Origin of the sequence: Sulfitobacter albidus, from assembly GCF_018200035.1 — a bacterium.
Classification (GTDB): Bacteria; Pseudomonadota; Alphaproteobacteria; order Rhodobacterales; family Rhodobacteraceae; genus Sulfitobacter; species Sulfitobacter albidus.
Map to the genome: position 1 here is coordinate 2,185,279 of NZ_CP073581.1, position 12,861 is coordinate 2,198,139.

Annotated in this window: 10 protein-coding genes and 3 pseudogenes; 11 read left to right on the forward strand and 2 right to left on the reverse strand. The window is 66.4% G+C overall.

The window, feature by feature from the left end; translation table 11 throughout:
• Positions 1–167: 167 nt before the first annotated feature.
• Positions 168–2,000 carry a calcium-binding protein gene (locus KDD17_RS10560; protein WP_212703626.1) on the forward strand — a complete coding sequence of 611 codons (1,833 nt, stop codon included), beginning with the start codon at positions 168–170 and terminating at the stop codon, positions 1,998–2,000.
• A 14-nt stretch (positions 2,001–2,014) separates the two neighbouring features.
• On the opposite strand, the gene fabA is transcribed toward KDD17_RS10560, so the two are convergent.
• On the reverse strand, positions 2,015–2,524 hold the full coding sequence (gene fabA, locus KDD17_RS10565; protein WP_212703627.1) for a bifunctional 3-hydroxydecanoyl-ACP dehydratase/trans-2-decenoyl-ACP isomerase: 510 nt from the start codon (positions 2,522–2,524) through the stop codon (positions 2,015–2,017).
• A 202-nt stretch (positions 2,525–2,726) separates the two neighbouring features.
• Between fabA and irrA the strand changes: the two genes are divergently transcribed.
• Together irrA and KDD17_RS10575 are read left to right on the forward strand one after the other, a co-directional pair.
• On the forward strand, positions 2,727–3,146 hold the full coding sequence (gene irrA, locus KDD17_RS10570; RefSeq protein ID WP_212703628.1) for an iron response transcriptional regulator IrrA: 420 nt from the start codon (positions 2,727–2,729) through the stop codon (positions 3,144–3,146).
• Positions 3,146–3,937, forward strand: a complete 792-nt coding sequence (locus KDD17_RS10575) for a phytanoyl-CoA dioxygenase family protein (protein WP_431358121.1) — start codon at positions 3,146–3,148, stop codon at positions 3,935–3,937. The genes irrA and KDD17_RS10575 overlap by 1 nt, the downstream gene beginning before the upstream one ends.
• Positions 3,938–4,042: 105 nt before the next feature.
• Here KDD17_RS10575 and KDD17_RS10580 read toward each other — a convergent pair whose 3' ends face one another.
• Positions 4,043–4,477, reverse strand: coding sequence for an FKBP-type peptidyl-prolyl cis-trans isomerase (locus KDD17_RS10580; RefSeq protein WP_212703629.1), 435 nt, complete (start codon positions 4,475–4,477; stop codon positions 4,043–4,045).
• Between the two features lie 177 nt (positions 4,478–4,654).
• Between KDD17_RS10580 and KDD17_RS10585 the strand changes: the two genes are divergently transcribed.
• From KDD17_RS10585 to KDD17_RS10620, 8 genes and pseudogenes are all read left to right on the forward strand, one after another.
• On the forward strand, positions 4,655–5,341 hold the full coding sequence (locus KDD17_RS10585) for a haloacid dehalogenase type II (RefSeq protein WP_212703630.1): 687 nt from the start codon (positions 4,655–4,657) through the stop codon (positions 5,339–5,341).
• A pseudogene (locus tag KDD17_RS10590) lies at positions 5,341–6,161 on the forward strand (alpha/beta fold hydrolase). Before KDD17_RS10585 ends, KDD17_RS10590 begins: the two are co-directional and overlap by 1 nt.
• Positions 6,158–7,126, forward strand: coding sequence for a threonine ammonia-lyase (locus tag KDD17_RS10595; protein ID WP_212703631.1), 969 nt, complete (start codon positions 6,158–6,160; stop codon positions 7,124–7,126). Before KDD17_RS10590 ends, KDD17_RS10595 begins: the two are co-directional and overlap by 4 nt.
• Entirely contained in the window at positions 7,123–8,313 is a 1,191-nt protein-coding gene (locus KDD17_RS10600; RefSeq protein ID WP_212703632.1) for an endonuclease/exonuclease/phosphatase family protein, read from the forward strand. Before KDD17_RS10595 ends, KDD17_RS10600 begins: the two co-directional genes overlap by 4 nt.
• Positions 8,310–9,098: a 3-oxoadipate enol-lactonase gene (gene pcaD, locus KDD17_RS10605; protein WP_212703633.1), complete on the forward strand. Its 789-nt coding sequence runs from the start codon at positions 8,310–8,312 to the stop codon at positions 9,096–9,098. Before KDD17_RS10600 ends, pcaD begins: the two co-directional genes overlap by 4 nt.
• Before the next feature lie 95 nt (positions 9,099–9,193).
• Positions 9,194–10,428: pseudogene (locus tag KDD17_RS10610) on the forward strand (lyase family protein).
• A gap of 38 nt (positions 10,429–10,466) precedes the next feature.
• Positions 10,467–11,629: pseudogene (locus KDD17_RS10615) on the forward strand (TCR/Tet family MFS transporter).
• 88 nt (positions 11,630–11,717) lie between these two features.
• Positions 11,718–12,806, forward strand: a complete 1,089-nt coding sequence (locus tag KDD17_RS10620; RefSeq protein ID WP_212703634.1) for a Zn-dependent alcohol dehydrogenase — start codon at positions 11,718–11,720, stop codon at positions 12,804–12,806.
• Positions 12,807–12,861 lie beyond the last annotated feature (55 nt).

Below are 12,861 nucleotides of genomic sequence, written 5' to 3' on the forward strand. Positions count from 1 at the left end.
GGCCAAGGCCGCGCGCGGGTGCAAGGGCGGCCCGCTTTCTAAACCCTTTGGCAAGGGATTTTCAACGGTTTGAAAAGGATGTTTCGCCATACGGGTCGTACACCCCCAAACGCGCCAGCAGAGCGTCGCGGGACGACAGGGTTCTCATTTTCAGTTCGGAGACCCATATGATCAGAGGCCAGACCACCGGCGGCAATGACCGCATCACAGGCACAGCAAATGCGGAGCGACTGGAAGGCGGGAATGGCAATGATACGCTGATCGGCGGCGCGGGTGCCGATACGCTTGTGGGCGGCGCAGGCAACGACCGGCTCGTTGCGTCGGACGGCGCAGGCACCACGGGTCTGCGCGGCGGCGGCGGAAACGATTTCCTGGCGGCAAGCATGCGCGGCGCGGGGCAGGTGCACCAGTTTGGCATGGACGGCAACGACACCCTTCAGATGGATCTGACCAAGGACGCCAACCGGTTCAGCGGCGGGGATCAAATCGCCTACATGGGCCACCACGTCTATGGCGGCACGGGGCGCGACACCTTTGCCTTTGTCAACAGCGGTGCCGCGCGTGGTGTCATCATCGGACGCATCGACGACTTCAACGCCGCCGAAGACTGGTTGACCGTAGACGGTCGTGCCATCGATCTGGCGCGACCCGGCGCCGATGTGAAGTTCTTCGAATTCCTGGACCAGCAATGGATCAAGGTCGGCGCCAATGCCTATTACGCCATGGAGGGCGCGCGCGAGGGCGGCGGGGAGCGGCATTTTCTGGACGCCGACAACCTGGACAGAATGCTCAAGGCCAGCAAGGGGCCGGCCGTCGCCTTTATCGACCAGCAAAACGAGGTGCCGCTGGGCGACATCACCCCCGCTGCCGGGCGGGTGAATTCGGTATCGCTTGGCGGCTACGATGGGGATGGCAGGATTGCGGGCACCGCGGGCAACGACGTCATCAACGACACGCGGGTGCGCAGCGCCTCGCTGGATGAACGAATCACCGACGGGCGCTTTACCGCCGGGGCGGGCAACGATCTGGTCAACGCGGGCAAAGGGGACGACACGGTATTCGGCGGGGCTGGCAACGACAGCCTTGCGGGCGGCATCGACAGGGACGTGCTGCACGGGGAGGCCGGGCACGACCGTCTCTACGGTGGCAGTGAGCACGACACCCTCACCGGCGGGACGGGAAACGACACGCTGCGCGGCGGCACCGGCAACGACAGGCTCGACGGCCATGCCGGGGCGGATGCGCTGCACGGCGGGCACGGGCGCGATACGCTGAACGGCGGCGCAGGCAACGACCAGCTGATCGGCGCGGCCAACGGGGACCGGATCGACGGGGGCAGCGGCCACGATCTGCTCTCGGGCGGGGATGGCGCCGACCGCCTGCGCGGCGGATCGGGGCGCGATACGGTCTGGGCCGGCAACGGCGATGACGACATCGCCGGCGGCGGCTGGAGCGATGCACTCTACGGTCAGGGCGGCGACGATACGCTCAACGGCGGTAGCGGGCGCGACACGCTGGGCGGCGGTGCCGGGAATGACCGGCTGAGCGGGGGCGCGTGGGACGATGAATTGTTCGGCTGGGCGGGTAACGACCGGCTGATGGGCGGCACCGGGCGCGATCTGCTGCACGGCGGTGGGGGGCGCGACACCCTGCTGGGCGGAAAGGAGGCCGACATTGCCATCGGCGGGGCGGGGGCGGATGATTTTGTCTTTTTTGCCAAACATCTCGTCGATTGGGACAGCCTGTCGGGCGGCGCGCAGCAGCGGCTGTCCCGGCTCGACCGGATCGAGGATTTCGAGATCGGCCGCGACGAGATCACGCTCAAGGGGTATCGCGGGGTCGACGGGCTGTCTGATCTGGGCGGACGCACCGTCACCTTTGACGGGCGCGATTGGGTGCAGGTCACAGTGACCTCAACCAACCAGCGCCTTCTGGTCGGGCTCGACGAGGGTGAGGATTGGTCAGACCTGCGCAGCGCCGATCATTTCGAATTCCTCTGAAAAGCCTGCGTGGATCAGCTCTCGCTTAGAGCGACCTTCATGTCCTTGACCTGATAGATCACCTCGCCGTCGGCCTCCACGATGCCGTCGGCGACGCCCATGGTCAGGCGCCGGGTCTGGATCGCCTTGGTAAAGTCGATCTTGTAGGTCAGCATCTTGCGTTCGGGGCGTACCATGCCGGTCAGTTTCACCTCGCCCACGCCCAGCGCATAGCCCCGCCCCTGCCAGCCGCGCCAGCCAAGGTTGAAACCCGTCAGTTGCCAAAGACCGTCGAGGCCAAGGCAGCCGGGCATGATCGGGTTACCGGGAAAGTGGCATTCGAAAAACCAAAGATCCGGCGTGATGTCGAATTCGGCCGTGATGTGCCCTTTCCCGTGTGCACCACCGTCGGCGGAGACGTCGGTGATCCGGTCCATCATCAGCATCGGCGGCGCGGGCAATTGCGCGTTTCCGGGGCCAAAGAGCTCTCCGCGCGCGCATTTGAGCAGATCGTCCTTGTCGAAACTGGTGGGAAATTGGGCCATCTGTGCTCTCCTCGCGGGGGAATTTCCATCGTGAGGGGGCACCTAACACCGGGTTTTGGCACAGTGCAAGAGCACCGAACATCGCGCCCACCTGCGACAAACACGACGCGCGCGGCTGCGCGACGGGCCAATCGGGTGGAATTCGTTTGAAAACCCCCCTGCCCGTCCCCTATATTGCGATGTGTATGGCACGAGGCGCACAATGATCGACACGCAGATTGAAACCGGCACCAAATGGCTCGCCACGGCAGGGCTCCGGCCCACCCGCCAGCGGCTGACGCTCGCCAGTTTGCTGGTCGGCGACGGGCGCCACCGCCACGTCACCGCCGAAAGCCTGTTTGAGGCTGCGCGCAGTGACGGCGCCTCTGTCTCGCTGGCCACGGTCTATAACACCCTGCGCGCCTTCTGCGAGGCAGGGCTGTTGCAGGAGGTCACGGTGGATGGCTCGCGCAGCTATTTTGACACCAACACCCACGATCACCCCCATTTCTTTTGGGAGGACGAGGGCCGTCTGTCTGATGCCCCGTCCGAGGATCTGGTGATAGCCCAGCTGCCCGACGCGCCCGAGGGCGCGGAGATCGCCAGCGTCGACGTGGTCATCCGCCTGCGCAAAAAGACCTGATGCACCCGCTGCTGAGCGCCGACGACGTTGCCGCATTCCTACGCGACGGTGTCGTGGTGATCCGCGGCCTGTTTGCCGATCACCTCGATGATCTGCGCGCGGGTGTGGCCCGCAATATGGCCACCCCCGGCCCCTATGCCTCGACCAACGACAAGGCGGGCGAGACCGGGCTGTTTTTTGACGACTACTGCAACTGGCAGCGCATCCCCGAATTCGAAAAGGTGATCCGCACCTCCCCCGCCGCGGCGGTCGCCGCGGATCTGATGGAGTCGCGCAGCGTGCAGCTTTTCCACGATCATGTGCTGGTGAAAGAGCCGGGCACGTCGATGGCAACCCCCTGGCACCAGGACGGGCCCTACTACTTTGTCGAGGGGCGCCAGACCGTCAGCTTCTGGTCGCCGCTTGATCCGGTGACCGACGCCACGCTGCGCTGTGTCGCCGGATCGCATCTTTGGGAGAAGCCCGTGCTGCCGACCCGGTGGGCCAAGGGCGACGCGTTCTTTGATCCCGCACCCTACCAGCCCGTCCCGGATCCCGACGCCGAAGGCATGCGCGTGCTGGAATGGGAGATGGCGCCGGGCGACGCGGTCGCGTTCAATTACCACACCCTGCACGGCGCGCGGGGCAATCACAGCGACCAGCGGCGGCGCGCGTTCTCATTGCGGCTGCTGGGCGACGATGCCCGCTACACCGAACGCCCCGGCCCCACGTCGCCCCCCTTTCCGGGCCACAACATGCAGCAAGGCCAGCGTCTGCGCGAGGATTGGTTTCCCGTCTTGTTACCCGGCTGATCTGGCATACGGCAGGTGCGGCAGGCAAAAGGCCCGGATGCGACAGCATCCGGGCCTTTTTCACAAAATCATGTCGGCGTCAGCCGGCCTTTGGATCACGCCCGCTCAGGCGGCGTCGATGTTGACCAGCTCGATATCAAACGTCAGATCCTTGCCCGCCAGCGGGTGATTGGCGTCAAGCGTGACGGTGGCCTCTTCGACCTCGACGACCGTGACCGGCATCGCCTGCCCGTCCGGGGTCTGCATCTGCAACTGCGTGCCGATCTCCAGCGGGATGTCGGCGGGGATGCCTTCGCGCGGGACGGCCTGGCGCATCTCGGGGTTGACCTGACCGTAGGCGTCATCGGCGCCGATCTCGACCTTTTTGGTCTCACCGACCTTCATGCCGGGGATCGCCGTGTCGAGGCCGGGGATGATCTGGCCCGAGCCTACGGTGAATTGCAGCGGATCGCGGCCCGCCGAGCTGTCGAAGGTGGTCCCGTCCGCGAGGGTTCCGGTGTAGTGCAATTGCACGGTATCGCCTGGCTTCACTTCGGCCATGTGTCGTCTCCAATATGTTTGGGAAAGAAGGGCGGAGGCCGCGTATCTGCGCGGGTGCTCCAAGATGGTTGACACCCTTTCAACTCAGAGCGGCAACCTCAACCCCCCTTTTCGCCCTTTTCCGCCCCTGCCCCGCGTGCCAGTCTGCACCAAGGACATTCCAACGGAGCACGCGCCATGCCCATCACCACCTGCATCTTTGACGCCTACGGCACCCTGTTCGATGTGGCCTCTGCCGCGCGGCAGGCCGCAAGCGAGCCAGACACCGCCGCGATCAAGGACGATTGGATGCAGCTGGCCGAGCATTGGCGCCTCAAGCAGCTGCAATACAGCTGGATCCGTGCGGTGGCGGGCGCGCATTGTGATTTCTGGCGGGTGACGCAGGACGGGCTGGATTGGGCGCTTGAGAAAACCGGGCACCACGGCGACAGCGCCCTGCGCGAACGGCTCTTGCAGCTTTATTGGGAGCTGGGCGCCTACCCGGAGGTGCCGCAAATGTTGCAGACGCTGAAAGATGGCGGGCTGAACACCGGCATCCTGTCGAACGGATCGCCCGCGATGTTGGCGGGCGCGGTGAAATCGGCGGGCATTGAGGGGACACTCGACATATCGCTCAGCGTCGAGAGTGTCGGCATCTTCAAGCCCGACGCGCGGGTCTATGATCTGGTCGGTGCGCATTTTGACTGCGCGGCACATGAGGTACTGTTCGTCTCCTCCAACGGATGGGACGTGGCCGCCGCCACCGGCTATGGGTTTGAAACCGTCTGGGTCAACCGCGCGCGGGAGCCGATGGACCGCCTGCCCTGGACCCCCAAGACCGTGCTGAGCGATCTCACCGGCATCCCCGGTCTGGCAGGTCTGTGATGGCGACGTTTCAAACCTCAGACGGGCTGTCCCTGTACTATGAGGACGCAGGCGCCGGTCTGCCGATCCTCTGCCTTGCGGGGCTGACGCGCACCACCGCCGATTTCGACTATGTCACCCCGCATCTGCGCGGTCAGCGGCTGATCAAGCTCGACTATCGGGGGCGGGGCCGCTCTGATTTCGATGCCGATTGGCAGAACTATACCCTGCCCGTGGAATGCCGCGACGTGCTAGAGCTACTGGATCATCTGGGGCTGGCGCAGGTCGCGATCCTAGGCACCTCGCGCGGGGGGCTCAATGCGATGGGGTTGGCGGCCGGAGCCAAGGACCGGCTGCTGGGCGTGGCGCTCAACGACGTGGGGCCAGAGATCGCGCCCGCCGGGCTCGCGCTCATCAAGGACTATATCGGCCGCCCCCCCGCCGCAAAAACGTATGAGGACGCCGCCGCCGCCATGGCCCGCGCCTTTCCCGAATTTCGCAACCTGCCCGACGGGCGCTGGCTGGAAGAGGCGCGCAAGCACTTTGTGCAGACCGAGGGCGGGCTGGCGATCACCTATGATCCGCACCTGCGCGACGCGACGCTGGCGATGGCGGACGCGCAGATTGACCTCTGGCCCTATTTCGACGCGCTGGAGGGTCTGCCGCTGGCCCTGATCTGGGGGCGGGAATCGAACCTGCTCGCCGAGAGCACCGTGCGCGCCATGCAGGCGCGGCGCCCCGACATGATTCTCGGCACTGTGCCTGACCGGGGCATATTCCCTTCCTCGACGAGCCTGAGGCCGTCACCGCCCTGCACCAATGGATCGAGGCCATGGTATGAATATCGAAATGATCCGCGCCGCCGCCGACCGTATCGCGGGACACGCACGGCGCACGCCGCTGCTGAATGCGCCGTTTCTGGACAAGATCGCGGGCCGCCGCGTCTGGATCAAACCCGAATGTCTGCAACACACCGGCAGCTTCAAGTTTCGCGGCGCCTATGCGGCGCTCTCCGCGTTGGAGCCAACGGTCCGTGCACGTGGCGTGATCGCCTTTTCCTCGGGCAACCATGCGCAGGGCGTGGCCCATGCCGCCGCCCTGCACAGCACATCCTCGGTGATCGTCATGCCCTCGGACGCGCCGGCCTTGAAGATCGCTAACACAAAGGCACTGGGCGCCGAGGTCGTGCTCTATGACCGTGCGGGCGAGAGCCGCGAAGAGATCGGTGACCGGCTGAGCGCCGAGCGCGGATTGACCCTGATCCGCCCCTACGACGAGCCGGAGGTCATCGCGGGCCAAGGCACCACCGGGCTGGAAATTGCCGAGGATGCCAACGCCCTCGGCATCCGCGAGGCTGATGTAATCGTGTGTTGCGGCGGCGGGGGTCTGACCTCTGGCATCGGGCTGGCGCTGGAGGCGGACGCACCGGGCCTGCGCGCCCGCCCCGCCGAGCCGGAGGGTTTCAACGACGTCGCCCGCTCGCTGCAGTCGGGCCGGATCGAGCGCAACGCGCGCACCTCGGGCAATATCTGCGACGCGATCATCACGCCGCAGCCGGGTGACCTGACCTTTCCGATCCTCTCCCGCCTTTGCGGTCCCGGCCTGATCGTGAGCGAGGACGAGGCCCTGCGCGCCATGGCCCACGCGTTCCTGCGCCTCAAGGTCGTGGCAGAGCCGGGCGGCGCGGTGGCGCTGGCCGCGGCCCTCTTCCGCACCGACGAAATCGTGGGCGACGACGTGATCGTCACCATCTCGGGCGGCAACGTCGATCCGGCCATGTTCGCCCGCGCATTGGACAGCCTATGACCGATTTCACCATCGGCAGTTTCAACGTCAAGAACCTGATCCGCGCAGACCGCGAATACTACCGCTTTCACTCCTACACGCCGGAAGAATACGCGTGGAAACGCGACTGGCTGGCCGACCAGCTGGTCACGCTGGACGCCGATATCGTGGGCTTTCAGGAGATTTTCGAGGAAGAGGCGCTCAGCGAGGTGATCTCGCTCGCGGACCGCTACGGCGAGGCACAGAACGACTTTGCGATCCCCGATGCCTCCAAACGCTACCGCAAGCGGGCAATTTTTCGCAAGCTCGCCTATGGCAGCTACCGCGAGGGGGAGATCGCCTTTGCCCCCAATGCCAACGATGGGGAGCCGGGCCACCGCCGCCCCGGTCTGGCGGTGCTGTCGCGGTTCGGCTTTGTCGATGAGCCCGAGATCATTCAGGATCTGGGTCAGGCGCTGGATATTCCATTTCAGGACGGGGGCGAGGATGGCGGATTTTTCCGCATCACGCGGCTCAGCCGTCCGATCCTCAAGGTGCGCGTGCCGGTGGGCGGCCATGTCATCACCGTGTTCAACACCCATCTGAAATCGAAACTGGGCGAATTCATCCGCGGCGACGACGGCACCGCGCCCGAGGCGGACCTGACCGCCTATGATCCCGTGGGCCGCGCGCTGGGATCGGCGCGCGCCGCCATGCGGCGCATGGCCGAGGCGTGGGTGCTGCGCGGTGCCATCGTGCAGGAGCTGCGCGCGGGCAATCCGGTGATCGTTCTGGGTGATTTCAACGACGCCGAAAATGCCGTGAGTTCGGAAATCATCAGCGGCGAGGTGCCGTTCAAGAATTACGAGTGGATGCTGCGCCACGACGCAGAACACCGCGGCGACCGCTATTCCGCCGAGGACGCCGCGCAGATCACCGCCGACATCGAGGCCGTGCGGCTGCGCTCTGCCGAAAAACTCTTCGTGCAGAAATCCCTGCGCGACATGGTGTTTACCGCAGCCTTTGGTGGCGTTTACGAAAGTATCGACCAGATTTACCTGTCACCGCATTTCCTGCCCGGCCCGCAAAGCATCGGCGAAATGACCTATTTCTCGGTGCTCAACGATCATCTGACCGACGGCAGCCACCCGGAGGCGCCGTATAACAAACTCGCCTCGGATCACGGGCAGATCATGGCCCATCTGTCGCTGAAAGGAGCCCCCCGATGAAGATGTTTGACGCGGGCGATGCCCGGATCCACTACCGCGTGGACGGGCCAGCAGAGGGCGCGCCGGTGGTCTTTGCCAACTCACTGGGCACCGACATGCGCCTGTGGGATCCGATCCTGCCGCTGCTGCCCGAAGGGCTGCGCATCATCCGCTGGGACAAACGCGGGCACGGGCTGTCGTCGGTCCCGCCCGCCCCCTACGCCATGGGCGCGCTCATTCGCGATTGCGAGCGTCTGCTGGATCATTTGCAGGTGCGCGATTGCCTCTTTGTGGGGCTTTCGATCGGCGGCATGATCGCGCAGGGATTGGCGGTCAAACGGCTCGACCTGATCCGCGCGATGGTGCTGAGCAATACCGCCGCCAAGATCGGCAATCCGCAGCTCTGGGACGAACGCATCGCCGCCGTAGATCAGGGCGGGATCGAAAGCCTTGCCGACGCCGTGATGGACCGCTGGTTCTCGCGCGATTTCCACCGCACGCCCGAGCTGGAGCTGTGGCGCAACATGCTCACCCAACAGGCCGACGACGGCTATGCGGGCTGCTCGGCGGCGATTTCGGGCACGGATTTCTACACTCCCACCAGCGGGTTGCGACTGCCCACGCTGGCGATTGCGGGATCGGAGGATGGATCGACCCCGCCCGATCTGGTGCGCGAGACCGCCGATCTGATCCCGGGCAGCAAATTCCACCTGATCCGCCGCGCGGGCCATTTGCCCTGCGTCGAGCAACCGCAGGAATTCGCCCGCGTGCTGAGCGATTTCCTCCGCGACACCGGCCACATCTGATGGCGGCAAGCGTGTTCGACAGCCCGCTCTACGCGCGGCTTTTCCCGACCGGAGAGGCGGGGCGCCTGTTCAGCGACACCGCCGCCGTGCGCGCGATGTTGATCGTGGAGGGCACGCTGGCCAAGGTTCAGGGCGCGCAGGGGCTGATCCCCGAAATCAGCGCAGCGGCGATCCAGCGCGCCAGCCTTGAGATCGCGATCGACCCCGGCGCGATTGCCAAGGCCACAGGCGAGAACGGCGTGAGCGTGCCGGGTCTCGTTGCGGCCTTCCGCGCCGAGATGAACGCGCCCGAGCATGCGCAATACGTGCATTGGGGGGCGACCAGTCAGGACATCCTCGACACCGGTTTGATGCTGCGCCTGCGCCAATTGCTGGCCCTGCTGGAGGACGATCTGCGCGCGATCCTCGCCGCATTGGCCGATCAGGCGCAGACCCATGCCGCCACGCCGATGCCTGCGCGCACCTACGCGCAGCACGCCACGCCCATCAGCTGGGGGCCGTGCTGGCCGATTGGGGTCACGCGCTGGCCGATCTGCTGGACGCGCTGCCGGCGCTGCGCGCGGGGTCGCTGATGGTCTCGCTCAGCGGGGCGGCGGGGACCGCGTCGATGCTGGGCGATGACCCGGCGGCGCTGCGCGCGGCGCTGGCCGAAGGCCTGGGCCTGGGCGATCCGGGGCGCAGCTGGCACGTGGATCGCGGGCCGATCACGCGGATCGCGGATTGGCTCTGCGCGCTGAGTTCCATACTGGGGCGAATGGGCGCGACGCTCGTGGCGCTGACCGCGACCGACGTCGGCGAGGTGCGGCTGGGCGCTGCGGGCGCCTCATCGACCATGCCGCAGAAACAAAACCCCGTTGGGCCAAGCGCGCTGCACGCGTTGGCGCATACGGCGACCGGCCTGCGCGCGGCGCTGGCGCCGTCCACCGCCCACATGCACCAGCGCGACGGCGCGGCGTGGTTTGCTGAATGGATGGTGCTGCCCCAGCTTTGCCTCGGCGCGGCGAGCGGCGCACAGATCGCGTGCACCCTCGTCGCCGGGATGCAGCCCGACCCGCCCCGCATGCGCGCCAATCTCGACGCCGCCGGGGGCCTGATTGCCGCCGAGGCGCTCAGCTTTGCGCTGGCGGCGCGCCTGCCCCGCCCGCAGGCGCAGGCCGAGACAAAGGCGCTCTGCCGCGCCGCCGCTGAGAGCGGTCAGACGCTTGAGCAGGTCGCCCGCGCGGCCCATCCCGGCCTTGATGCGGGCCTCTTTGATCCCGCGCAATCGCTGGGACAGGCCCCCGCAGAGGCCCGTGCCTTTGCCGCACGGGTCCGGGGCCTGTCTGCGTGAAGCTCAACCTGCCGATCCTTTTCATCCTGCTCAACGTGATGATCGATGCGATGGGTATCGGTCTGATCGTGCCGGTGATGCCCGATCTCATTCAGGAGGTTGGCGGCGGCACGCTGGGTCAGGCCGCGATCTGGGGCGGGATCCTGTCGACCACATTCGCGGTCATGCAGTTCCTCTTTGCCCCCGTGGTGGGAGGATTATCCGACCGATTTGGCCGCCGCCCAGTGCTGTTGGTCACGCTGGTGATCATGGCGGCGGACTACGTGCTGATGGCCGTGGCGGGTGCGCTGTGGTTGCTGCTGCTGGGCCGGGTGATCGGCGGGATCACGGCGGCCACGCAATCGACCGCTGCCGCCTACATGGCCGATATCTCTGCCCCGCACGAGCGCGCCCGACGGTTCGGGCTGGTCGGCGCCGCCTTTGGGGCGGGGTTCGTGCTGGGGCCGCTGCTGGGCGGTCTGGTGGCCGAATTCGGCACCCGCGCGCCGTTCTGGCTGGCCGCCGGGCTCGCGTTGTCGAACGCGGTGTTTGGCTGGTTCGTGCTGCGCGAGACGGTGACGGATGCGACACGGCGCGCATTTTCATGGCGGCGCTCGAACCCATTGGGCGCGCTGCGCAGCCTGGGGCGTCTCCCGGGGGTGACGACGCTGCTGCTGGTCTATTTCATCTACTATGTGCAATTTGCGGTCTACCCGGCGGTCTGGTCCTATTTCGGGATCGCGCGCTTTGATTGGTCACCGGCCACGATCGGGCTGTCGCTGGGGCTGTTCGGGGCGATGATGGCGGTGATCCAGGGCGGTCTGATCGGCGCGATGCTGCGCCGCTTTGGTGAGCGGGGCACGGTGATCGTGGGTCATCTTTTCAGCATCGCAAGCCTTATCGGGATTGCCGTGATCCCCTCGGGCACGGTGGTTCTGGTGCTGACGCCGCTGGCGGCCCTTGGCGGGATCATCCCGCCCGCGTTGCAGGGGATCATGTCGGCGCGGGTATCGGATGATGCGCAGGGGAGTTGCAGGGGGCGCTGACGTCTGCCTCGGCGATGGCGATGATCCTGTCGCCGCTGGTGATGACGATGGTCTTTGCCCGGTTTACCGGAGCGCAGGCGCCGCTGCACCTGCCCGGCGCCCCCTTCCTGCTGGCCGCGGCGCTCAGCACGCTGGGGCTGTTCGTCGTACTGCGTGCGGCCCGCCAGAGCGGGTGACGCCACGTTCCACGCAGGTGTTGACATTGGGCTTGCAGGAATTCCGGATCCGTGGTGCGCTGCGCAAAACTGCACCGGGAAGCCTGTCATGAAAACCATCAAAGCCGCCGTCTGCCACAGCTTTGGCGCCCCTCTTTCGGTCGAGGACATTCGCCTGCGTCCGCCGGAAGCCGGCGAAGTCGAGGTGACACTGGATGCCGTGGCAATCTGCCATTCCGATATCTCCTACGCCGAGGGCGCCTGGGGCGGGTCGCTGCCGGCGGTTTATGGGCATGAGGCCGCCGGAAGGGTCGCCGCCGTGGGCAGTGGCGTGACGGGGCTCGCAGAAGGCGACAGCGTGATCGTGACGCTCATCCGCTCCTGCGGGACATGCGCGTCCTGCGCGGGCGGGACGCCGACCCTTTGCGAGACGCCCTATGACGGGGATCACGGGCCGATCAGGACCGCCGACGGGGGCAAGCTGCACCAGGCGATGGCCTGCGGTGCCTTTGCCGAGGCGGTGGTGGTGGACCAGCGCCAAGTCGTGAAGATCGCGGACGACATCCCCAAGGAAGCCGCGGCCCTTGTCGCCTGCGGCGTGATCACCGGCGTGGGCGCCGTGGTCAACGCGGCAAAGCTGCGCGCGGGACAGGATGTGGTGGTGATCGGCGCGGGCGGTGTCGGGCTGAACGCCATTCAGGGCGCGCGGATCGCCGGCGCCCGGCGGATCGTGGCCGTCGACATGAGCGCCGAAAAGCTGGAGATCGCGCGGGAATTCGGCGCGACCGACGGTGTGCTCGCCTCGGAGGGCAAACCCTGGCGGGCGGCGAAAAAGGCGATGGGGCGCGGCGCGGATGCGGTGATCGTCACCGTGGGCGTGACGGCGGCCTATGACAGTGCGCCGCAGTATCTTGCCTACGGTGGCAAGGTGATCATGGTCGGCATGCCGCATATCGACGAAACCTCGACCTACGCGCCGGTGATGATGGCCGCCGTCGGACAAGGCATGGTCGGCTCCAAAATGGGCGATGTGGTGATCCAGCGCGATATTCCGTGGATGGTGGATCTGTACGGTCAGGGTCGTTTGAAGCTCGATGAGCTGATCTCCGGGCGGTGGGAGCTGGGCCAGATCAACGAGGCGATCGCGGATACAAAGACCGGATCGGCACGACGCAACGTGATAGTGTTTGACCGGTAGGCGCGTTGTCGCTGGCGCCGCGACCTTGGCGGGCGCGGGATTTAGGTATTTTGAA

Bases quoted from the DNA above. Each gene is read 5' to 3' on its own strand.
- KDD17_RS10580 (WP_212703629.1), bottom strand. From the start codon at position 4,477: ATGGCCGAAGTGAAGCCAGGCGATACCGTGCAATTGCACTACACCGGA.
- KDD17_RS10560 (WP_212703626.1), top strand. From the start codon at position 168: ATGATCAGAGGCCAGACCACCGGCGGCAATGACCGCATCACAGGCACA.
- irrA (WP_212703628.1), top strand. From the start codon at position 2,727: ATGATCGACACGCAGATTGAAACCGGCACCAAATGGCTCGCCACGGCA.
- KDD17_RS10585 (WP_212703630.1), top strand. From the start codon at position 4,655: ATGCCCATCACCACCTGCATCTTTGACGCCTACGGCACCCTGTTCGAT.
- KDD17_RS10620 (WP_212703634.1), top strand. From the start codon at position 11,718: ATGAAAACCATCAAAGCCGCCGTCTGCCACAGCTTTGGCGCCCCTCTT.
- pcaD (WP_212703633.1), top strand. From the start codon at position 8,310: ATGAAGATGTTTGACGCGGGCGATGCCCGGATCCACTACCGCGTGGAC.
- fabA (WP_212703627.1), bottom strand. From the start codon at position 2,524: ATGGCCCAATTTCCCACCAGTTTCGACAAGGACGATCTGCTCAAATGC.
- KDD17_RS10595 (WP_212703631.1), top strand. From the start codon at position 6,158: ATGAATATCGAAATGATCCGCGCCGCCGCCGACCGTATCGCGGGACAC.
- KDD17_RS10575 (WP_431358121.1), top strand. From the start codon at position 3,146: ATGCACCCGCTGCTGAGCGCCGACGACGTTGCCGCATTCCTACGCGAC.
- KDD17_RS10600 (WP_212703632.1), top strand. From the start codon at position 7,123: ATGACCGATTTCACCATCGGCAGTTTCAACGTCAAGAACCTGATCCGC.